At 69.4% G+C, this 19,176-nt stretch carries 18 protein-coding genes; 8 read left to right on the top strand and 10 right to left on the bottom strand.

What is annotated here, in order from left to right; translation table 11 throughout:
• Position 1: 1 nt before the first annotated feature.
• Genes nuoL through nuoN form a run of 3 tightly spaced genes read left to right on the top strand, consistent with a single transcriptional unit; the run spans position 2 to position 5,027 of the window.
• Positions 2 to 1,906, top strand: a complete 1,905-nt coding sequence (gene nuoL, locus ACWEVN_RS24535) for an NADH-quinone oxidoreductase subunit L (RefSeq protein WP_452052835.1) — start codon at positions 2 to 4, stop codon at positions 1,904 to 1,906.
• A complete protein-coding gene (locus ACWEVN_RS24530; RefSeq protein WP_449675973.1) occupies positions 1,906 to 3,456 on the top strand; it encodes an NADH-quinone oxidoreductase subunit M in 1,551 nt (516 codons plus the stop codon). Before nuoL ends, ACWEVN_RS24530 begins: the two co-directional genes overlap by 1 nt.
• A 2-nt stretch (positions 3,457 to 3,458) precedes the next feature.
• Entirely contained in the window at positions 3,459 to 5,027 is a 1,569-nt protein-coding gene (nuoN, locus tag ACWEVN_RS24525; RefSeq protein ID WP_449682201.1) for an NADH-quinone oxidoreductase subunit NuoN, read from the top strand.
• A 29-nt stretch (positions 5,028 to 5,056) separates the two neighbouring features.
• Here nuoN and ACWEVN_RS24520 read toward each other — a convergent pair whose 3' ends face one another.
• The 5 genes from ACWEVN_RS24520 to ACWEVN_RS24500 all read right to left on the bottom strand — a co-directional run bounded on the left by ACWEVN_RS24520 (position 5,057) and on the right by ACWEVN_RS24500 (position 8,824).
• The gene (locus ACWEVN_RS24520; RefSeq protein WP_452052834.1) at positions 5,057 to 5,728 is read right to left on the bottom strand and encodes an ESX secretion-associated protein EspG; all 672 of its coding nucleotides are present in this window, start codon (positions 5,726 to 5,728) and stop codon (positions 5,057 to 5,059) included.
• Positions 5,725 to 7,011, bottom strand: coding sequence for a PPE domain-containing protein (locus ACWEVN_RS24515; RefSeq protein WP_452052833.1), 1,287 nt, complete (start codon positions 7,009 to 7,011; stop codon positions 5,725 to 5,727). The genes ACWEVN_RS24520 and ACWEVN_RS24515 overlap by 4 nt, the downstream gene beginning before the upstream one ends.
• 4 nt (positions 7,012 to 7,015) lie before the next feature.
• Positions 7,016 to 7,636 (bottom strand): DUF3558 domain-containing protein, encoded by a 621-nt coding sequence (locus ACWEVN_RS24510; RefSeq protein ID WP_452052832.1) that lies wholly within the window; start codon positions 7,634 to 7,636, stop codon positions 7,016 to 7,018.
• A complete protein-coding gene (locus ACWEVN_RS24505; RefSeq protein WP_452052831.1) occupies positions 7,633 to 8,046 on the bottom strand; it encodes a hypothetical protein in 414 nt (137 codons plus the stop codon). Before ACWEVN_RS24505 ends, ACWEVN_RS24510 begins: the two co-directional genes overlap by 4 nt.
• A gap of 169 nt (positions 8,047 to 8,215) precedes the next feature.
• Positions 8,216 to 8,824 (bottom strand): hypothetical protein, encoded by a 609-nt coding sequence (locus tag ACWEVN_RS24500; protein WP_452052830.1) that lies wholly within the window; start codon positions 8,822 to 8,824, stop codon positions 8,216 to 8,218.
• A 245-nt stretch (positions 8,825 to 9,069) separates the two neighbouring features.
• Here ACWEVN_RS24500 and ACWEVN_RS24495 point away from each other — a divergent pair, with 245 nt between their 5' ends.
• Together ACWEVN_RS24495 and ACWEVN_RS24490 are read left to right on the top strand one after the other, a co-directional pair.
• Complete coding sequence (locus ACWEVN_RS24495; RefSeq protein ID WP_452052839.1) at positions 9,070 to 10,122, top strand: polyprenyl synthetase family protein; 1,053 nt, start codon at positions 9,070 to 9,072, stop codon at positions 10,120 to 10,122.
• Positions 10,123 to 10,145: 23 nt separating this feature from the next.
• Positions 10,146 to 11,375 (top strand): sunset domain-containing protein, encoded by a 1,230-nt coding sequence (locus ACWEVN_RS24490; protein ID WP_452052829.1) that lies wholly within the window; start codon positions 10,146 to 10,148, stop codon positions 11,373 to 11,375.
• On the opposite strand, the gene ACWEVN_RS24485 is transcribed toward ACWEVN_RS24490, so the two are convergent.
• The 4 genes from ACWEVN_RS24485 to ACWEVN_RS24470 all read right to left on the bottom strand — a co-directional run bounded on the left by ACWEVN_RS24485 (position 11,368) and on the right by ACWEVN_RS24470 (position 15,803).
• Entirely contained in the window at positions 11,368 to 11,718 is a 351-nt protein-coding gene (locus tag ACWEVN_RS24485) for a VOC family protein (RefSeq protein ID WP_452052828.1), read from the bottom strand. The two genes, ACWEVN_RS24490 and ACWEVN_RS24485, sit on opposite strands and share 8 nt — an antisense overlap.
• A gap of 95 nt (positions 11,719 to 11,813) precedes the next feature.
• On the bottom strand, positions 11,814 to 12,878 hold the full coding sequence (locus ACWEVN_RS24480; protein ID WP_449682192.1) for a 2-oxoacid:ferredoxin oxidoreductase subunit beta: 1,065 nt from the start codon (positions 12,876 to 12,878) through the stop codon (positions 11,814 to 11,816).
• Entirely contained in the window at positions 12,875 to 14,800 is a 1,926-nt protein-coding gene (locus ACWEVN_RS24475) for a 2-oxoacid:acceptor oxidoreductase subunit alpha (protein ID WP_449682191.1), read from the bottom strand. Before ACWEVN_RS24475 ends, ACWEVN_RS24480 begins: the two co-directional genes overlap by 4 nt.
• A 238-nt stretch (positions 14,801 to 15,038) precedes the next feature.
• Entirely contained in the window at positions 15,039 to 15,803 is a 765-nt protein-coding gene (locus tag ACWEVN_RS24470; RefSeq protein ID WP_452052827.1) for an enoyl-CoA hydratase, read from the bottom strand.
• 22 nt (positions 15,804 to 15,825) lie between these two features.
• On the opposite strand from ACWEVN_RS24470, the gene ACWEVN_RS24465 reads away from it, so the two are divergent.
• Positions 15,826 to 16,194: a hypothetical protein gene (locus ACWEVN_RS24465; protein ID WP_452052826.1), complete on the top strand. Its 369-nt coding sequence runs from the start codon at positions 15,826 to 15,828 to the stop codon at positions 16,192 to 16,194.
• 472 nt (positions 16,195 to 16,666) lie between these two features.
• On the opposite strand, the gene ACWEVN_RS24460 is transcribed toward ACWEVN_RS24465, so the two are convergent.
• Positions 16,667 to 17,113, bottom strand: a complete 447-nt coding sequence (locus tag ACWEVN_RS24460) for an Lrp/AsnC family transcriptional regulator (RefSeq protein WP_452052825.1) — start codon at positions 17,111 to 17,113, stop codon at positions 16,667 to 16,669.
• A 74-nt stretch (positions 17,114 to 17,187) separates the two neighbouring features.
• On the opposite strand from ACWEVN_RS24460, the gene ddaH reads away from it, so the two are divergent.
• Both ddaH and ACWEVN_RS24450 read left to right on the top strand, forming a co-directional pair.
• Positions 17,188 to 18,024, top strand: a complete 837-nt coding sequence (ddaH, locus tag ACWEVN_RS24455) for a dimethylargininase (RefSeq protein WP_449682188.1) — start codon at positions 17,188 to 17,190, stop codon at positions 18,022 to 18,024.
• 81 nt (positions 18,025 to 18,105) lie between these two features.
• Positions 18,106 to 18,765 (top strand): polysaccharide deacetylase family protein, encoded by a 660-nt coding sequence (locus ACWEVN_RS24450; protein WP_452052824.1) that lies wholly within the window; start codon positions 18,106 to 18,108, stop codon positions 18,763 to 18,765.
• Positions 18,766 to 19,176: the final 411 nt, after the last annotated feature.

Here is a 19,176-nt window from a genome sequence, read left to right as displayed (position 1 = left end):
AGTGACCGCATCATCGTGGCTGCTGGTGGCCCTCCCCGGTCTCGGCGCCTTGATCCTCCTGCTGGCGGGGAAGCGCGCGAAGGCCTGGGGGCATCTGCTCGGCTGTGCCACCGTCACGCTGGCTTTCGTCTACGGCGTCATCCTGTTCTTCAGCGCCGACACGGGCACGACGACCGACACCAAGGTCTACTCGTGGATCCCGGTCGGGGCGCTGCAGATCGACTTCGGGCTGCGGATCGACGCGCTGTCGCTGACGTTCGTCCTGCTCATCACCGGCGTCGGCATGCTGATCCACTACTACTCGATCGGCTACATGGCCGACGACGAGGGCCGATACCGCTTCTTCGCGTACCTCAACCTCTTCGTCGCCTCGATGCTGATCCTGGTGCTGGGCAACAGCTTCGTGACGCTCTACCTGGGCTGGGAGGGCGTGGGTCTCGCGTCCTACCTGCTCATCGGCTGGTACCAGGGCCGCCCGTCCGCCGCCACCGCGGCGAAGAAGGCGTTCCTGATGAACCGCGTCGGGGACGTCGGGCTCGCGCTGGCCATCTTCATCATGTTCAAGTACGCGGGCTCGACCGGCTACGCCGAGGTCTTCAAGGCGGTCGGCGACGGCAAGTTCTCCACGGGGGCGATCACCGCGATGGCGATCCTGCTCCTGCTGGGCGCCTGCGGTAAGTCCGGCCAGTTCCCGCTCCAGGCGTGGCTCCCGGACGCGATGGAGGGCCCGACCCCGGTGTCGGCCCTCATCCACGCGGCCACGATGGTCACCGCGGGCGTCTACCTGGTGGCCCGCTCGAACCCGATCTTCAACGCGACCCCGGACGGCCGCTTGGTCGTCACCCTGGTCGGCGCGGTGACCCTGCTCCTGGGGTGCGTCATCGGCTGCGCCTACGACGACATCAAGAAGGTCTTGGCGTACTCGACGGTCAGCCAGATCGGCTACATGATGCTGGCGGTCGGCCTCGGCCCGGGCGTGTACGCACTGGGCATCATGCACCTGGTCGCGCACGGTTTCTTCAAGGCCGGGCTGTTCCTCGGGGCCGGTTCGGTCATGCACGCGATGAACGACGAAGTCGACATGCGCAAGTTCGGCGGCCTCTGGCGCAAGATGCCGATCACCTTCGTCACCTTCGGCCTCGGCTACCTCGCGCTGATCGGCTTCCCGCTCCTGTCGGGCTTCTACACGAAGGACGCCATCATCGAGGCGGCCTTCGGCCAGGAGGCCTGGCGGGGCTGGGTGTTCGGTCTCGCCACGCTCATCGGCGCCGGCCTCACCGCGTTCTACATGACCCGGCTGATGATGATGACCTTCTTCGGCAAGGCTCGGTGGGAGAACCTCAAGTCCGCCGACGGGCACGACTTCCATCCGCACGAGGCGAAGCCGATCATGTGGATCCCGATGGCGATCCTGGCGGTCGGCTCGGTCGGCGCCGGTGCCTTCTTCGCGATCGGCAACCGGTTCGCGACCTGGCTCACCCCCACCGTCGGCGAGCTGGCGGAGCACCACGAACACGGTGCCCTTCCGGCGGCCCTGATCCCGTGGCTCACCGTCGCGCTGTCCGCGGTCGGCGCCCTGATCGCCTGGCTGGTCTTCCGTCGTGACGTCCCGGTCGAGCAGCCCCAGCGGGTCTCGTTCGTCACCCGGGCCGCGCGCAAGGACCTGTACGGCAACACGCTCAACGAGACGCTGGTGGCCCGCCCGGGCACCTGGCTCTCGCGGGCGCTGGTGTACGTCGACAACCGCGGCGTCGACGGCGCGGTCAACGGCCTGGCCGCCGGTCTCGGCGGCGGATCCGGTCGGCTCCGGCGGCTCCAGACCGGGTTCGTCCGGTCCTACGCGCTGTCGATGCTGGGCGGCACGTTCCTGCTTCTGGCGGCTCTCCTGCTGGTGAGGTTCTCCTGATGACCTGGTTGCTCATCCTCATCCTGGTGCCGCTCGCCGGCTCCCTGGTGCTGGCGTTCCTCAAGGGGAACGATCGCGCCGCGGTGCTGACGGCGTTCGGGTTCTCGCTGCTCGAGCTGGTGCTGATCATCCCGTTCTGGCTCAGCTACTCGCCTTCGGGCGCGCGGCTGCAGATGACGTCCAGCTTCGACTGGATCCCCAGCTTCGGCGTGCACATCGCGTTCGGCACCGACGGCATCTCGCTGATCATGATCGCGGTGATCGCGCTGCTGGTGCCGATCGTCGTCGGCGGGCTCGGCACGCTGGACAAGCTCCCGGAGGGGCGCAGCGCGGGCGGGTTCCTGTCGCTGATCCTGCTGCAGGAGGCGCTCACGATCGGCGTGTTCGCCGCGACCGACGTCTTCCTGTTCTACGTGCTGTTCGAGATCATGCTGATCCCGATGTACTTCCTCATCGGCGGCTACGGCGGCGCGAACCGGCAGTACGCGGCGGTGAAGTTCTTCCTGTACTCCTTCCTCGGTGGCCTGATCATGCTGGCGTCGGCGATCGGGGCGTACTCGCTGGCGTCGGACAAGCTCGGCAAGGGCACGTTCGACTGGGCCACGCTGGTGACGGTGGTGCGCGACGCGCCGCTGTCCACGCAGATCTGGCTGTTCCTCGGGTTCTTCCTGGCCTTCGCGATCAAGGCGCCGCTGGTGCCGTTCCACACCTGGCTGCCGGACGCGGCGGGGGAGGCGCCGATCGGCGTCGCCGTCCTGCTGGTCGGCGTGCTGGACAAGGTCGGCACGTTCGGGTTCCTGCGCTACTGCCTGCCGATGTTCCCCGAGGCGAGCAAGACCCTGGCGCCGCTGGTGCTGGTGCTCTCGGTGGTCGGTGTCCTCTACGGCTCGATCCTCGCCGCGGGGCAGCGGGACATGAAGCGGTTCATCGCCTACGTCTCCATCGCGCACTTCGGCTTCATCTCGCTGGGCATCTTCGCGTTCAACGAGCAGGCGATGGTCGGCTCGGCGACGTACATGCTCAACCACAGCCTGGCGACCGGCATGCTGATCGTGGTGATCGGCCTGGTGATCGCGCGCGGCGGGTCGTCGCGCATCTCGGACTACGGCGGCATGGCCAAGGTGACGCCGTTGCTGGCCGGGCTGTTCCTGCTCGCCGGTCTGTCCACGCTGTCCCTGCCGGGCACCAACTCGTTCGTCTCGGAGTTCCTGGTGCTCATCGGGTCCTTTGTGGACCAGCCGGTGTACACGATCCTCGCCACGGTGGGCATGGTCCTGGCCGCGGCATACGTGCTCTGGCTCTACCAGCGGGTCTTCCAGGGCCCGGTCCGCGGTGACGCTCTCGTGGGCGTCGGCGGGGGCCCGGGTACGGCCATCGCGCCGGAACTGGGCGCGAAGAAGGCGATCACCGACCTCAACGGCCGCGAGATCGCGATCCTCGCGCCGCTGGTCGTGCTGATCATCGTTCTCGGCTTCTACCCGAAGCCGGTGCTCGACACAGTCACCCCGACGGTGCAGCAGACGCTGTCCGCGGTCCAGGGAGGCAAGTAAAAGTGCTCGACATCCTCCTGACCCAGGCGCCGACGCCGATCACGACGCCGTCGATCGACTACCCGGCGGTGCTGCCGGTGCTGATCGTCTTCGGCGCGGCGTGCGTCAGCGTGCTGGTCGAGGCGTTCGCGGCGAAGCGCTCGCGGTTCGGCATCCAGGTGGGCCTGAGCCTGGCGTCGATCGTCGCGGCCGGCGTCAGCCTGATCATCTACGCGACGGGCAGCGCCCCGGCGGGCGGCGTCACGACGTTCAGCGGCGCGATCTCGATCGACCGGCCGGCGCTGTTCCTCTGGGGCACGCTGCTGGCGCTGGCGGTCGGCGCGGTGCTGCTGATCTCGGACCGCGTGGTCGAGCCGGGCGGCGCGCTGGTCGCGCAGGCCGGCATCCGCCCGGGCACGGTCCAGGACCGCGCCCAGACGGCGACGGTGATGCAGACCGAGGTGTTCCCGCTGACGCTGTTCGCCCTCGGCGGCATGATGGCGTTCACCGCGGCGAACGACCTGCTGACGATGTTCATCGCGCTGGAGGTGCTGTCGCTCCCGCTGTACCTGATGTGCGGCCTGGCGCGGCGCCGCCGGTTGCTCTCGCAGGAAGCGGCGGTCAAGTACTTCCTGCTGGGCGCGTTCTCCTCGGCGTTCTTCCTGTACGGCCTGGCGCTGCTGTACGGCTACGCGAACTCGGTGAAGCTGGGTGAGATCGCGGCCGCGGCGGCGGGTTCGGACCGGTCGGACACGCTGCTGTTCGCGGGCCTGGGTCTCCTGGTGGTGGGCCTGCTGTTCAAGGGGTCGGTCGGCCCGTTCCACACGTGGACCCCGGACGTCTACCAGGGAGCCCCGACGCCGGTGACGGCGTTCATGGCGGCGTGCACGAAGGTGGCGGCGTTCGGCGGCATCCTGCGCGTGCTGTCGGTGGCATTCTCGTCGACGTCCTGGGAGTGGCGCGGCGTCCTGTGGGGCGTGGCGATCATCTCGATGGTGATCGGCGCGGTGCTGGGCCTGACCCAGACGGACGTCAAGCGCATGGTGGCGTACTCGTCGATCGCCCACGCGGGCTTCCTGCTCGTGGGTGCGATCGCGATGACGAAGGACGGGCTGTCGAGCACGCTGTTCTACCTGCTGGCGTACGGCTTCACGACGCTGGCGGCGTTCGGCGTGATCAGCCTGGTGCGCGATTCGTCGGGCGAGGCGACGCACCTGTCGGCGTGGGCGGGGCTGGCGAAGCGCTCGCCGTTGCTGGCCGGGGTGTTCACGTTCCTGTTGCTGGCGCTGGCGGGTATCCCGTTGACGTCCGGTTTCATCGGGAAGTTCGTCGTGTTCTCGGCGGCGTTGTCGGACGGAATGGCCCCGCTGGTGGTGGTGGCCCTGGTGTTCAGCGCGGTGGCGGCGTTCTTCTACCTGCGGGTGATCGTCCTGATGTACTTCTCCGAGCCGGCGGCGGACGGCCCGTCGGTTTCGGTCCCGGGCTTCGGCACGGGAACGGCGATCTTCCTGGGCACGGCGGTGACGCTGGTGCTGGGCCTGGTCCCGGCGTTCGCGCTCGGCTGGGCGGGTTCCGGCGGTTTCGCTTTCTGAGTTTGTGCTTTCCCGGGCCGCCGCTCTCGCTATTCGAGGGCGGCGGCCTTCAGCATTTGGCTGAGGTTTTCGTTTTCCCCTGGGGCGACGTTGATGTAGCCGTTTTTGAGGGCAATCCCGACGCGCCCGGCTTTGAGGTCGAGGTAGCTGACGGTCTGCTCGCCGGCGTGGAGCTGCCCGACGCCGAAGTGGGGCTGCCGCAGGAGGGCGTCGAGCTCCTGCGCTGCCCGGCTGCGCTCTTCGTCGAAGACGTCGCTTGCCGGTGGCGTCCGGAACTTGTCTTGGGGGAGCGAGAAGGGCTTGAGATCAGCGGGCCGACGGTGCGGCAGGTGCGCGACGAGGGCGTCGGCGGGATGGACGTCGACCTCGGTGAGCTCGACTTGATCCCCACGGCAGACCACGCAGACGGAGGTTCCGTCATCGGCCGCGGCGAGGATGCTGGTTTGGCCGGCGGCGTCCCGCGTGTAGGCGAAGTACTCCTGGGCCGGTTGGTCGATGAGGTGCAGGAGGTCTTCGAATTCGGGGGTGAAGCCGTCGCCTTGGGTGACGCCGTATTGGCTGAGTTCGTCGAAGGCTTCGCTGGTGATTCGTTGCTTGAGAGAGGGCGGAATGTACCGGAGGCCATTGGCGAAGACGGGGTGCGGATCACCGCAGCCGACACCGCGCATGGCGGTGAGCAAGGTGCCGAGCGAGAAGATCATCGTTTCTTGTGCTCACCGATAACGGGCGGCATGGGCTTTTCGGTGAAGCCGCCGAAGGTCTCGTCGGGATCGGGGTTCTGGAGGTAGGGGGCTGGTTTCTTTTCGCGGTCTTCTTCTTTGCCGCCACGCCCGGCGAGCGGAGTGCCCATGGGGAGGCCGTTGGCGCCCCGGGGGCCGGCGGAGCCGCGGACGGGGTTGGCGCCGGGGAGCCGTTCCTCGGGGAGGCGGGCGCCGGTGCTGCCGCCGGGGGCGCGGGTGCCGGGCTGGTTGGCCCTGCTTCCGGTTCCTGGTCCCGTGCCTGGCGTTCCTGTGCTGGGCGTTCCCGTGCTGGGCGTTCCCGGTCCGGTGCTGGTTCCCGGCATTCCGGGTCCCGGCTGATATCCACCGCCGCCGTATGGCCCGAACTCACCGGGCCAGTTCGTCCCGGTCAGGTTGCTGACGGGCTGCCCAGTAGGCCCGAAGTCATACCCACCTTGAGCGGCGGGCAGGACGGGCTTGGGGACATAGCTGTTGGCGTGGGTGTAGTCGCTGGTCGCGTTCCCGCTGCTTGCGGTTCCGGTGTTCCCAGACTGAACCTGGTTCGGCCTGGGCTGTCGATCCTGCTGAGTTTGCCGTTGGTTTCCGCCGGTCACCCGGTTCTCCCCGGGCCGAACGGTCTGCCGATCCTGACTCGGAACCTGCGTATCCCGCGGGTTTCGAGCCCATTCCCCGGTATCAGTAGCCCCGACTTTGTCCCCGGAGGTCCGCATGGAAATAGGAGCCCCCGATTCGGCAAGCTGCGCGTATTGCGCGGGCATCTGCCCACCATTGGAGGTGCTGGCGGAGTGATAGGCACTGAAGGCGTCGATGTTGGCTTGGCTGTCCGCCTGCCATTGGGAAACTTTGGTGTGGTAGGAACCCCGCCCGTTGTCCGAAATGGCCCGAACAACATCCTCGGCCCCAAGTTCAGGTGGCTGAGCGGCAACCGGCTTGACGGAATACTTGGCGGTGCCAAAGGCATCCATCTGAGCCCCAACAGCACTTTGAGCATTCTGAAGATGAACAGCATCATCAGCAGCGGCTTGAACAAGAGGAAGAGTCGCATCCGCAGCGGCCTCCCCAGCGTCTCCACGCCAACCGGACATGGTCTTGGAGCGGAGAGCACTGATCCGCTGAGCCCGTTCAACCATCCGAGCGGTCAACTGCCGGGCGCTCACTTGCGCATCATCCAGTGATTGGGTGCCCTTCCCGCCAGTGATCTGCTCGTAGATCTGAGCGGCGGTCAGCGGTCCTTCGGTAACCATGAGTTCACCTGACCCGGAGATTGTTCAAGACGATTGCCGTGACTTGGTGAGCTGCCTCGCAGGGATCCTTCTTCCCGACATTGCCTTCGGACAGGGCCACTGATACATCGATCATTTGCTGATCGCTGGTTCCCAGGGCGATCGCGCAACTTCCCTTGGACCGCAGATCGGCCTGCCCGTACGCGACCGTCGGGTACCCGTCGATCGCTTCCATGGGGACGAACAGGGGAAAGGTGGTTCCCTGCTGTTCGTAGACTGCGGTGAGACCGCGTTGGTTCTTGGTGTCGTAGATAACCGAGACGGCCGCCTGGGTCACTGATGTCGGATGCCAAAAACAGCTCGGGCCTGCGAGGTCATTCGGATCTTCTTTCGGCTCCACATCCGGGCCGAGAAGTTCGGCTATCTGTGTCGCGGTGAGGGTGGTGCAAGGCTTCTTCTGGAACTCCGTGGTGTCGAGTGGCTCTGCGACCTCGGGCGCGCCTGCTGCGGGCAGCCCTGAATGTGGGCCACCGGTCTGGGATGTGATCGCGTCCGTGGACGGCGAGGCTGTGCCGGTTTGAGTCGAAGTGCAAGCGGGGACGACGAGCAGTGTCGCGCCGAGCCCGACCAGAAGGAAGCGTTTCACAGACTGCCTCCGGCTCGCTTGATCTCTGTCGAGTGCCTGTCTTCGGCGGTAGCGTATTTGCCCATCGCTGCCTCGAATTTGGCGGCCATAGACCGGCAGAAAGCCGCGCGCTCATACAGCGTGGTCGTAAGCGCCGAGCCAGACTGCCGGATGAGCTCGGCGTTGCCACCACTCGCGTACTCGAGCCCCGGGCCTTCGGCAGTGGCAATCAGGCGTGCTCGACTCAGGTCATCCTGGAACTCGTTCGCGAGATCGCTCCACTCGCGCATCAACTCGCGAAGCGTCTCCTCGTCATAAGCGAACCCCGCCCCGCCAGAAGAACCACCAGCGGGCCCATAAGACCCAGCCCGCGGCACCCCATTGGGTCCCGGCAGCTCCCAATCCCCGCTCGGGTCGTAGACCTCAGGCACAGCACACCGTCGTCATCAGCTCTCCCCTAGCTTGCAGTGTGCTCCGCCCCGAGCACCCTGCGTATCCGACGCACCGCACCCTACCAGGGTTCCCGCAACACAAAAGCCAAGGTCACAAGGGCCGCGGCGGTCCTCTCGGCGCTCTCCCAAGCCGCGGCCCTCGTGACGTCTACGGGGTCGGCGTGCAGCTCGTGCGCCCCAGCGTCACCGCTCCGCTCAGGCCCGATGGCGGGAGAAAGTCGATCCGCAACATCGTCAAACCGATGCTTCCGTCGCCCGGGAGGTCCTGGATGTTGAATACCGCGTTCGCCAGGACCGTTCCGTCCGGTTTCCGGAGCGGGGACACGTACCCCACCGGGACCGGGCTCGGCGGGTTCGCGATCCCCGACAGCCCGCCGTACGTCCAGTTCGCGTTCGTCTGCGTCTGGGTCCCCACGCACGTCACCGTGTAACTCGACAGCTTCACCCGGGGCCCGCCCGCGGCCACCAGTGCCGACAGCTCGAAGTTCTTGCCCGTCGCGGTGGAGGTCGTCGAGTCCCCGGAGGGCGACGTCGTGCACGAGGACGTTCCGCCGCCGAAGGTGATGCCCGGCTTCGAGACCTGCTGGGCCGTTGCGCTCGTCGGGCCGCCGATCGAGCAGGGTGCCTGGGGCGCGATCACGACCTTCGCGAACGCAGCCGCGCCGATGTCCGCCACGCCAGGCTGGGGAGCCGCCCACGAAGTGCCGGAAGCCGCCAGGCCGGTCACCACCAAGGCCGTGACGATCGTGCTGCGCATCCGCTGTCCTCCTCGCCGCCGGAGAGGGGCCTGGGCGGCCGCTCTTCCAGGACTGAATATCCGCCCGCCGGAGACCCGCGTTGCGCCTGGGAACGGCGATCACCCTTTCGAGGATCACCAACCACCCGGGCGGTGTCATGTTCATCACCGTTTCCGCAGGACAGCGGGTAAACGACCGCGCGGCGGAGCCACTACGCTCAAGGGGCAACCGACCGGTGCACGAGTAGAGCGGAGCCGACGTGTCTGTGCCTTCCCCAGCCCCCGGGGCGGGATCCCTCCCCGCTGCGCCGGGCGGCGCCCTCGACGACCTGCGGGCGTCGGTCGGGCTGCAGATCGCCGACGAAACCCTGCTGCGGTCGATCGCCGGCGGGCTGACCGAGGTCGAGAAGCTGCTGCGCGAGGTCGTCCGCAGTGACGTCCAGGCCGTCAACGACGCCGCATTGCACCTGGTCGAGGCCGGGGGCAAACGCTTCCGTCCGCTGTTCACGCTGCTCGCCGCGCAGTTCGGCCCCAAGCAGGACGACCACGTGGTGATCGCCGCCGCCGCGGTCGAGCTGGTGCACCTGGCCACGCTCTACCACGACGACGTCATGGACGAGGCCACCATGCGGCGCGGCGCCGAGAGCGTCAACGCCCGCTGGGACAACACCATCGCCATCCTCACCGGCGACTTCCTCTTCGCGCACGCCTCCCGCCTGGTCGCCGACCTCGGCACGGACGCCGCGCGGATCATCGCCGAAACCTTCGGCGAGCTGGTCACCGGCCAGATGCGGGAGACCGTCGGCCCCGGCCCGGGTGACGACGCCGTCGCGCACTACCTCACCGTCATCGCGCAGAAGACCGGCTCGCTGATCGCCACCTCCGGCCGGTTCGGCGGCATGATGTCCGGCGCCGCCGAGGACCACATCGAGGCGCTGCGCCGGTTCGGCGACATCATCGGCACCGCCTTCCAGATCTCCGACGACATCATCGACATCGCGTCGCCGTCCGACGAGCTCGGCAAGGCGCAGGGCACCGACCTGCGCGAAGGCGTCCGGACGCTGCCGATGCTGTACGCGCTGGCCGACCCGGAGACCGACCCGCGGCTGGTCGAGCTGCTGTCCGGCCCGATCGCCGACGACGGGCTCGTGCAGGAGGCGTTGGACCTCCTCCGGGTCAGTAGCGGACTCGATCGAGCACGCGTCACCCTTTCCGACTACGCTCAGCGCGCGCGAGCCGAGCTCACCGCGCTGCCCGCGTCACCCGCCCGGGACGCGTGCGAGTCGGTCGCCGACTACCTGGTCGCGCGTACGCGCTGAGCACTTAACAGGGGCAGGAAAAGATGTCCATATTCGGACAGGTCTGGCTGTGGAGCCTCGCCGCGTTCTTCGTCGGGGTCCTCCTCACCTGGCTGGTGCTGGCGCTGCCGCTCCGCAAGAGCGTCCGCCGGCTGGAGAGCTCGCTGGCGCAGGCCCACGCCGACGCCGCGCGCACCCCCGCGAACGCCGCTTCGGTCGGCAGCGGCACGGACGCGTTCCGGCGGCGCGAACCGGAGCCGTCCCGCCAGGAGACCTCCTACCCCGGCACGCTGGTCGCCGCGCCGCCGATCCACCGCGACGACGTCCACGACGACATCGACGAGGACTTCGCCGAGCTGGACGCGCAGGTGCCGTCCCGGATCCCGCCGGAGCCGGAGCCCGTCCGCGCGCCCGAGCCGGAGCTCGAGGAGGACGACGACCCGTACCGGAGCGCGGCCACCCAGTTCCTGACGTCGGACGAGGAGCCGGAGCGCGCCTCCGCAACCCAGTACCTGGCCCCGGTCGGCGACTCGTTCGACGACGAGCCGGAGCCCGAATCGCCGGCGTTGTCGCGGCTCGAGCAGCTCGACACCGACTCCGCGGGCTCGCTGTTCCAGCCCCCGGCCGGCGAGGCGGCGGACACGCCGGACTGGTTCGACGACGAGGCCCCGTCCCAGCGGTCGGCGTTCGAAGAGCCGGTGGAGCGCACCCGCTTCATCACCGAACACCCCGGCTCGGTGCGCCAGGACGAGCCGGAAGACGCCGAGCCGCCGCAGTACGCGTTCGGTGGTGACATCGCCGAAAGCGAGCTGGACGTGCCGCCGGAGACCCCCGCCGAAGCGACGCAGGTGCTGCCGAAGCGACAGCCTCGGGAGGCGGTGCGCGGCGGGTTCGACGCCCCGCAGCCGATCCAGCCGTCGATGCGCACGGTCGAGCGCCGCGAACCGGACCTGTCCGGCGCGCACAGCGGCTCGCTGTTCGAGCCGTCGGTCCAGCCGAACCAGGCGGCGGCCGCCGCGAGTGTCGCGGCTCCGGAGCCGCCCCCGGCCCGGCAGGCCGCGGGTGACTCGGTCCCGCCGGGGCCGTTCGGCCCCGGTTCGGCGATGCCGCGCCCGGGCGGCGGTGCCCCCAGCGACAGCTTCGCCGTGAAGGCCAGCGTCACGGCTTTGCGGTACTGCACCGAGGAATCGGCGCAGTTCCCGAAGATGGTCGCCGAGGTCTGGTTCCGGACGGCCGAGGACGCCGAGCGCGTCGGGTTCCGCCCGCTCAGCTGACGCCCGGCGCGGCCTCGAACAGCACGAGGGCCGCGCCACCGGGATCGGTGACCACCACCAGGGAGCCGAACGGCAGATCGGTGCGCTCGCGCACCAGGGTTCCGCCCAGCGCCAGCGCTTTCGCCGCGGCAGCGTCCACATCGGACACGGGCGCGTAGGGCAGCCACTGCGGCGCCCGGTCGTCGCCGGGCGCCAGCTCGGTGAGGCCGCCCCAAGGCGCGCCGCCGGTCTTCAGCAGCGTGTCGTCGGCCTCCCAGTCCAGCAACTCGGCGAAGAACCGCTTGCTGCCCGCCGCGTCGGCGGTGCGGACGTCGAAGAACACGAAAGGTGAATTGGGTCGCATGGCCTAAAACTTAGGACACTTGTCCCAGCCGGGGCAACCCCGAAGACGCCGAAGGCCGCCATGCACCGGGCATGGCGGCCTTCGGGAAGCAGCGGTTACGCGACCGTCCAGGTGTCCTTGCCGCGCAGCAGCCCCTGCAGGTCCGGCTTGCGGGCCGCGCGGGCCTCCTCGACCTGGGCGCGGGCGCCGTCGTCGTACGTCGGGCGCTCGACCTGGCGGAGGACGCCCGTCGGGACGTGGTTGAGGTTCTGGTCGCCCAGGCGCGACAGCGCGAACGCGTACGACGTGTCCGCGATCGACGGGTCGTGCACGACGAGGTTGTCCTCGCCGATGTCCGCGACCTTGGCGACGTCCAGGCCGCCCCAGTCGCCGCGCTTGACGCCGAACTCCTGGTTCGGGCCGAACCGGATCGGCTCGCCGGCGCGCAGCGGGATCAGGCGGGTGGCGGCCTCGTCGGCGTCCTTGAGGACGTCGAACGCGCCGTCGTTGAAGATCGGGCAGTTCTGGTAGATCTCGACCAGCGCCGAGCCGCGGTGCTGCGCCGCCGCCTGCAGGACCTCGGTGAGGCCCTTGCGGTCGGAGTCCAGCGCGCGGCCCACGAACGACGCTTCGGCGCCGATCGCCAGCGAGAGCGGGTTGAACGGCGTGTCCACCGAACCCATCGGCGTCGACTTCGTGACCATGCCCTGCCCGGACGTCGGGGAGTACTGCCCCTTGGTCAGCCCGTAGATCCGGTTGTTGAACAGCAGGATCTTGATGTTCACGTTGCGCCGCAACGCGTGGATCAGGTGGTTGCCGCCGATGGACAGCGCGTCGCCGTCACCGGTGACGACCCACACCGACAGGTCCGGGCGGGTGGTCGCCAGGCCGGTCGCGATCGACGGCGCGCGGCCGTGGATCGAGTGCATGCCGTAGGTGTTGAGGTAGTACGGGAACCGCGACGAGCACCCGATGCCCGAGATGAAGACGATGTTCTCGCGCTTGAGGCCCAGCGTCGGCAGGAACGACTGGACGGCGTTGAGGACGACGTAGTCGCCGCAGCCGGGGCACCAGCGGACTTCCTGGTCGGACTTGTAGTCCTTGGCCTTCTGCGGCTCGTCGGTGGTGGGCACGAGGTCCAGGCCACCGATGGTGGGAAGCCCGATGTCGATTGCGGTCATTTCGCCGCCTCCGTAGTAACGCCGGTGATGATCTCCGAGAACAGGTTCTGCAGCTCTTCGGCCTTGAACGGCAGCCCGGCGACCTTGGTGTGCGAGTGGACGTCGACCAGGTACTTCGCCCGCAGCAGCAGCGCGAGCTGGCCCAGGTTCATCTCCGGCACCACGACCTTGTCGTAGCTGCGCAGGATGTCGCCGAGGTTGGCCGGCAGCGGGTTGAGGTGGCGCAGGTGCGCCTGCGCGATCGGCAGGCCGAGCTTGCGCACGCGCCGGCAGGCCGCGCCGATCGGGCCGAACGAGCTGCCCCAGCCGAGCGCGAGCACGCGGGCCTTGCCGCCGCTGGGGTCGTCGACGACGAGGTCGGGGACGTCGATGCCGTCCACCTTCGCCTGCCGCAGCCGGACCATCTTGTCGTGGTTGTCGGGGTCGTAGGAGATGTGACCGGTCTTGTCGGCCTTCTCCAGCCCGCCGATGCGGTGCTGCAGCCCCGGGGTGCCCGGGACCGCCCAGGCGCGGGCGAGGGTCTCGGGGTCGCGGACGTACGGCCAGAACTCGCCGGAGTCGTTGTCCGCGTTGGGTTCGCTGGCGAACTCGACCCGCAGGTCGGGCAGCTCGTCGACGTCCGGGATCAGCCACGGCTCGGAGCCGTTCGCGATCGCGCCGTCCGAGAGCAGCAGCACCGGCGTGCGGTACTTCAGCGCGATCCGGGTCGCCTCGACCGCCGCATCGAAGCAGTCCGCCGGCGACAGCGGCGCGATGATCGGGACCGGCGACTCGCCGTTGCGGCCGTACATCGCCTGCAGCAGGTCGGCCTGCTCGGTCTTGGTCGGCAGGCCGGTGGACGGGCCGCCGCGCTGGACGTCGATGACGACCAGCGGCAGCTCCACCATCACGCCGAGGCCGACGGCTTCGGACTTCAGCGCGACACCGGGCCCGGACGTCGAGGTGACGCCGAGCGCGCCGCCGTAGGACGCGCCGAGCGCGGCGCCGATGCCGGCGATCTCGTCCTCGGCCTGGAAGGTGATGATGCCGAAGTTCTTGTGCTTGGACAGCTCGTGGAGGATGTCCGAGGCCGGCGTGATCGGGTACGTGCCGAGCAGGATCTGCAGGCCCGAGCGCTGCCCGGCGGCCACGATCCCGTAAGCGAGCGCGGTGTTGCCGGTGATCTGCCGGTAGGTGCCCTGGGTCAGCTTCGCCGGGGCGACCTGGAACGTCGTCGCGAACGACTCGGTGGTCTCGCCGTAGTTCCAGCCCGCGCGGAAGGCGAGGATGTTCGCCTCGGCGATGTCCGGCTTCTTCGCGAACTTCTCGCGCAGGAACCGCTCGGTGCCCTCGGTCGGCCGGTGGTACATCCACGACAGCAGGCCGAGCGCGAACATGTTCTTGCAGCGCTCGGCGTCCTTCTTGCCGAGGCCGGTGTCGGCGAGCGCGCCCTGGGTCAGGGTCGACATGGCGACCCGGTGCACCTGGTAGGGCGTGAGCGTGTCGTCGTCCAGCGGGTCCGTGGCGTAGCCGACCTTGGTCAGGTTGCGCTTGATGAACTCGTCGGTGTTGAGGATGATCGTGCCGCCGTGCGGGACGTCGCCGAGGTTCGCCTTGAGCGCGGCCGGGTTCATCGCCACCAGCACGTCCGGCCGGTCGCCGGGGGTGAGGATGTCGTAGTCGGCGAAGTGCACCTGGAAGCTGGAGACGCCGGGGATGGTGCCCTGTGGCGCGCGGATCTCGGCGGGGAAGTTCGGCATCGTCGACAGGTCGTTGCCGAAGGCGGCGGCTTCGGACGTGAAGCGGTCGCCGGTCAGCTGCATGCCGTCACCGGAGTCGCCCGCGAACCGAATGACCACCCGGTCCAGCTTGCTGACCTCGGTCGGCCTGGTTGCGGCGAGCGAGCCGTGACCAGCGCCGTTGCCGTTCGCACTCGTGCTCATGGGTCAGGGATTCCCTCTCTCCCGACGGTACGGCTTCCGTTCGCCTGCCGGTGCCGCGGCTGCGTTCACCAGGTCTACTCCCGAGGTTAGCTCGCCCTCAACACCGATGTTGGTAGTGTCCCGGGTGTTGGACGACCTCTTCGGTGCTCTTCAATGTCCCCTTCGCAGGTCCGTCAGATACCTGTAACTCATGGTAACGGGTAGTCGCCGCGACGCGTTGTGACGCGCGTCTCCCGGGTCACGGCCGGGACCGGATCCGTTCCCGCATCAGGGAAAGCCGTTCGGCGAACTCCGGTGACGCCAGCGAGGCGAGCTGCGGCCGGATCTCGACGTCGACGGCGTCGCTGTGCTCGGCCAGGCCCGCGGTGGTGCGCAGGCTGCGCTTGGTGGCGATCAGCGCTTCGCGCGGCGCGGCGACGGCGGGGTGAGCGAGCTCACGCGCGGCGGTCAGCAGTTCGTCATGGCCCCCGTCGACGACGCGCAGAGCCAGCCCGGCCCGCACGGCGGCTCCGGCGTCGAGCGGCTGCCCGAACAGTGTCATGGCGGCGGCCTGCTGCGGGCCGGCGATCCGCTGCGTCATCCAGGTCATCCCGCCCCCGGGGTGCAGCCCGAGTTCGAGGAACCGGGCGACGAACTTCGCCCGCGGCCCGGCCAGCCGCACATCGGCGGCGAGCGCGAGGTTCAACCCGGCCCCGACGGCGGCACCCCCGACGGCGGCAATGGTCGGCAGCGAGCACCGCGCGACGGCGAGGAAGCCCGCGTAGATGGCACGCAGCCCGGTTTCGTCGGCTTCGGCCAGGGCGGCCAGATCGGCGCCGGCGCAGAAGGCGGGCGGCGTACCGGTGACGACGACGGCGTGCACGGATTCATCCCGTTCGGCGGCGGCGACGGCGTCGGCGAGCTGCGCGGAGAGGTCGAGGGTCAGCGCGTTCCGGCTCCCGGGAGCGTCGACGGTGAGGAGGGCGACGCCGCCGGCGTGCTCGCTGACGATGCTGTCGGTCATCGGATCAGGGTATTGGTGGGGTGTGGCGGAACTGCTGGTGGTGCTGGTCGGCAACCTGCTGACGATGATCGACATGTCGGAGCTGTTCGGCGGACGGCGCCGCCGCTCCCGCGCCGCGGCCTTCGCGCGCGGCGAGCGGGTGGAGTACCCGTGCGTGCTGCGTTCGGAAGAGGTGACCGACGGCCGCGAACGGCGGGGCTGGATCGCGGTGGGCGGGGGGAGGGCGACGTGGCGGACCCCGGGCGCGGAGCCGGTGCCATTCGACCCGGGCGAGCTGACGATGCAGGCGGTGGACCGCCAGGCGGTGACGTTCCGGTCGCCGGACGGCCGGACGGAGCTGCGCCTGCACCCGGACGAGGCACCGCCGGTGCTGCGCGCGCTGGGCGGCTGAGCGCTTTCGGCCCGGCTTGGTCGCGGCCGGGGTGAGGTCGCGCCTCTGGCCTGCCCCGGGGTCGCGGCCCGGGGGGTGAGTTCGCGCTTCCACTTGATGTCGGGTGCTTGCCCGGCCCGCGACGGGAGGTGAGGTCGCGCCTCCGGCCCTGCCCGGTTGCGGCCGGGTGGAGTCGCGCCTTCCGGTCTGATGCCTGGGTCGAGGCCGGGACTGAAATCGCGCCTCGGGCCTTACCCGGGGTGAGTTCGCGCTTCCAGCTCCCCGCCGGGAGCTCGCCCGGCCCGCGGCGGGAGGCGAAGTCGCGCCTCCGGCCCCCGGTGACCAGCCTATCGGCGAGGGCCGACGGTTCCGCGGTCCCGGCAACCCGGAGCGCGGACTTGTCCACAAAGCCGCCGCCCCTGTGCACAGGCCCGCGCTCCCACCTGCCACTGTCGGACCCCACCGATACGCTGGAAACCGGGGGCCGGAGGCCTCACTGCTCCGGAGTAGGCGGCCGCTCCAGCAGCCGCGAGAGCACCACCGTCGACACCGTCCGATCAACGATCTCCAGTCCCCGCAGCCGCTCGAGCGCCGTCTCCAGATGATGGATGTCTGCCGCCCTCAGGTGGACGATGGCGTCCGCCGCGCCGGACACCGTGTACGCCGCCACCACCTCCGGCAAGGGTTCCAAGCGGGCGCGGATGCGGGCCGGCGTGATGTTGCCCTGGCACGTGACCTCGACGAACGCCTCCGTTCCCCAGCCCAGCGCCTCCGGGTCGACCACCGCCGTGAAGCCGCGCAGGATGCCCGTTTCGAGGAGCCGGTCCACCCGCCTCTTGACCGCCGGCGCCGACAGGCCGACCACCTTGCCGATATCCGCGTAGCTTGATCGCGCGTTCGCCACAAGACACGAAACGATTCGCTGGTCGATGGTGTTCACACGCAACATCTAGCACAGATATGCGCAGCGAACAGCGATTGATTGCGAGTTTAGGCGCGCCTTACCCTGCAACCATGCAGGCGATGCGCGTACCGACCACCCGTCGATACCTGATGTGTCCCCCGCGTCACTTCGCGGTGGACTACGTGATCAACCCCTGGATGGACCCGACCCAGCCGGTCAGCGCGGACGTCGCCGTCGCGCAGTGGACCGAGCTGCGCGACACCTATCGCCGCCTCGGCCACACCGTCGAGGAGATCGAGCCCCAGCCCGGCCTGCCCGACATGGTCTTCGCCGCCAACTCCGGCACCGTCGTCGACGGCCGCGTGCTCGGCTCGCGGTTCCGCGCCCCGCAGCGCGCCGCGGAGGCCGAGCACTTCCGCCGCTGGTTCGTCGAGCACGGCTACCGCGACATCACCATGCCGGAGAAGATCAACGAGGCCGAGGGCGACTTCGCCTGGACCGGCTCCCTGCTGCTCGCCGGCACCGGGTTCCGCACCGACCCGGCCGCGCACGCCGAGGCCCAGGAAGTCCTCGGCGTCCCGGTCGTCTCGCTGCAGCTGGTCGACCCGCGCTACTACCACCTGGACACCGCGCTGTTCGTGCTCGCCGAAGCGACCGACACGACCCGCGCGCAGATCGTCTACTACCCGGACGCCTTCTCGGCCGGCTCGCGCCGCGTCCTGGAGCGGGTGTTCCCGGACGCGGTCCTCGCGACCCGGGAAGACGCCGAGTGTTTCGGCCTCAACGGCGTGTCCGACGGCCGCAACGTCGTGCTGCCCGTCGAGGCCACCCGATTGGGTGAACTTCTCGCCGCGCGGGGGTACGAGCCCGTCTACGTCGACATCTCTGAGCTGCGGAAAGCCGGCGGCGGCCCGAAGTGCTGCACGCTGGAAATCCGCAAAGGCTAAATAACGGCAAAAAAGTGTAACTCACCCGTTTGCCAGTGCGATTAATCGAAGTAACAAATCGACTACTCGCGGTGGCAGGCGGTGGGAGTGGTGACGGTGATCCTCGCCGTGCACGGGGTGGGCCGGCCGGCCCGCCAGCTCGACCCCGGTGAAGACGAGCGCTGGCTGACCGTCGAGCAGTTCGAGCGCGTCCTCGACGCCGCGGCGGACCGCGAAGACGTCCGGCTCACCTTCGACGACGGCAACGACTCCGACGTCGAGATCGTGCTGCCGCGGCTGGCCGACCGCGGGCTGACGGCGGAGTTCTTCCCGCTCGCCGGCCGGCTCGGGCAGCGCGGCTACCTCGACCGCGACGGTCTGCGCGAGCTCGTGCACGCCGGCATGGAGATCGGCTCGCACGGCTGGGAACCGCGCGACTGGCGGCGCCTCGACGACCGCCACGCCGACCGCGAGCTGAAGGACGCGCCGAAGCTGCTCGGCGACCTGTGCGGCCGGCCGGTCCGGCGATACTCGCTGCCGTTCGGCGCCTACGACCGGCGCGTGCTCGCCCGGCTCCGGCAGGCGGGCGCGACCCGGGTGTATTCGAGCGACGGCGGCGCGGTCCACCCCGACGGCTGGCTCCAGCCCCGCACGGAGCTCCCGCACGACCTCGACGGAGATTGGCTCGACGGCGTCCTCGCCGGCTCCCGCCGACGCGCGACCCGCTGGGCGAACCGCCTGTTCCGCCGCACTGCCCGGTAGACGCGGACCCCGCGAGGCGGATGCCTAGTGTCGCGCCGGGCGAGCGGCCAGCCGTGTTACGGCAAGGCCTGTCCGATAGGCGAACTTCGCCGGATCCCGGCCACCCCACAGCGTCCCGGCGAACGGGACACCCGCCGAACCGGTCGCCGCCGGGTCAGAGCGGTGAGCAGCCTTTTCGTCAACTCGGGCCACCTGATGGGAAATTCCCGCACCCGAAGGCCTTGAACGTGCCCGCCTCCGCGGTGCATCCTGGTGCCCCGCCGCCGTAAGGAAAGTTTCCTAACTAAAGGGAGCACCAGGAATGCGGAAACTGATCCTGCTCGCGACGCTCGCGCTGGCGTCGGCCGTGGTGCCGTCGGCCGTCGCGTCCGCGTCGCCCGCCCCGGCCGCGGCACCGGCCACCGCGGCACC

The sequence above is a fragment of the Amycolatopsis sp. NPDC003861 genome, from assembly GCF_053605405.1.
This window is presented reverse-complemented; position numbering and strand designations above follow the sequence as displayed.